General features: G+C 27.9%; 2 protein-coding genes and 1 pseudogene. 2 read left to right on the top strand and 1 reads right to left on the bottom strand.

Features of this window, described 5'->3' with window-relative positions; genetic code table 11:
• Positions 1-265: 265 nt before the first annotated feature.
• A complete protein-coding gene (locus ACVC2P_RS15585) occupies positions 266-721 on the top strand; it encodes a hypothetical protein (protein ID WP_452599382.1) in 456 nt (151 codons plus the stop codon).
• On the opposite strand, the gene ACVC2P_RS15580 is transcribed toward ACVC2P_RS15585, so the two are convergent.
• Entirely contained in the window at positions 718-1,404 is a 687-nt protein-coding gene (locus tag ACVC2P_RS15580) for an HAD family hydrolase (RefSeq protein ID WP_452599381.1), read from the bottom strand. The genes ACVC2P_RS15585 and ACVC2P_RS15580 overlap by 4 nt on opposite strands.
• 127 nt (positions 1,405-1,531) lie before the next feature.
• Here ACVC2P_RS15580 and ACVC2P_RS15575 point away from each other — a divergent pair.
• Positions 1,532-1,745: pseudogene (locus ACVC2P_RS15575) on the top strand (glycine cleavage system aminomethyltransferase GcvT); the annotation flags it as partial.

Genomic DNA, 1,745 nt, shown 5'->3' with positions numbered 1-1,745 from the left:
TCTATAACCTCTTTATGTAAAACTAATGCAATTAAAAAAAGTAGTACTCTAAAAATTGGTCAGAAATTAGTGTTGGTGCAGTGATAAAAGATTATTTTTAATTGTAATAACACTTACACTCTTCTATGCGTAACATTTTTATAATCTTTAACTTTGTTCTTTTATTTCAAAATGGGTTTTCTCAAAATCAAAGAAAAACAGTTTATTTAAATCAGAATAATGAAGAAGTAACTAAATCACAGTTAATTCTATAGATAAAAAGAAAGTGTATCTGAGGAAAAATAAAACAGATACTTTAATTACACATAAGTATATTTATCGCAAAAACTATGGCGAATTAAACCCTATTCAACAAAAACGGGTAAATCAACTTTTAAAAAGCACTATTGGAAATTCTTTTGATGAGAATAAATATACAATGATTCATTTTTTTGATGAAGAAAGTAAAGCTTTAAAAAAAGGAATGAAAAATGAAAAATATTGGAGCTGGATTAAAAGAAACTCTAATAGATTTCAAGCCTTCTTTATTGCATCTAAAACAGTAGGAATTAAAAAGAATAAAGAACGACAATTATACATTGATACAACAAACAAAATAAGAGACGTGTTTTTTTTCAATTCCGATTTTAAAATAAACCATGTTTTTATTCAACCAAATGGGAAAATTATAGTCTTTTATGGAAATGATAATATATTATACATCTTAGACGCATCTGTTTAATTAACTATTCCCAACTTCAGCTCCACAGATTTTAAATCAAAATCATTCCAATCGGTTATAGTTACTTTACAATTGTTGCTCTTAAAATCCTCAAGGTTTTTAGTGCCAATACCAATAAAATGAATATCTAAATTGTGAGCCGTTGTTAAATCCCATAAACCATCTCCAATAGAAATAATAGTATCAAAAGCTTCTACATTATATACCGTTTTAGCCTTTTCTATGGCCGCTTTAACAATACCTTCTCGTTTAAAAATAGTATTTGAGCTTATTACCAAATCTTTTTGGTGCGGTATTCCAGCCTGATTAAGTTTTATTAAAGCAGGTTGTAGTAAAGAGCCCGTAGCGAAAGTTATAGCATAATCACTATCGTTTATAAAGAAATCTACAATGGCTCTTGCTCCAACTATTTCTTCAGTGGGTTTAAGTTTTAATAACTCTTCAGTCATTTTAACTTCAAAATCTGGAATAAAAGAAAACTCAAAAGGCTTTTTTAAATTAGCTTCATAGTTTTTACTTAAAATATAACTATCTGTATGGTGTTTATAAGTTTTCCAATCTGTATTTATATTAGTAATACCAAAATATTTCATTGTGTTAACATAAGCAGATTGATGCTGAAACTCACTTTTGGTTAACGTATCATCAATATCAAAAACAATAAGGTTCCTCTTTTTAAGCATTTTCTATTTTTTTAAAACTATCTGGATTTCAAGTTTTAAAACTAAGGTATTTATATTCTTTTTTTGTTATAAAATGAATGAATATTTTGATACATTTACCATTCAAAAAAAATAACATAACTAAAAAATGAAAAATACAGCGTTAACCGAAACTCATGAAGCATTAGGTGCCAAAATGGTACCATTTGCAGGCTACAATATGCCAGTGCAATACGATGGCGTAAACATAGAACACGAAGCCGTAAGAACAGGTGTTGGTGTTTTTGATGTATCGCATATGGGAGAATTTTTAATAGAAGGCCCAAATGCATTAAAGTTAATACAGAAAGTATCTAGTAACG

This window comes from Pontimicrobium sp. MEBiC01747, assembly GCF_053601635.1.
The sequence above is the reverse complement of the archived record's forward strand: the minus strand, read 5'-3'. Positions and strand labels throughout refer to the sequence as shown.

Excerpts from the sequence above, each read along its gene's own strand:
- ACVC2P_RS15580 (WP_452599381.1), bottom strand. The coding sequence starts at position 1,404 with ATGCTTAAAAAGAGGAACCTTATTGTTTTTGATATTGATGATACGTTA.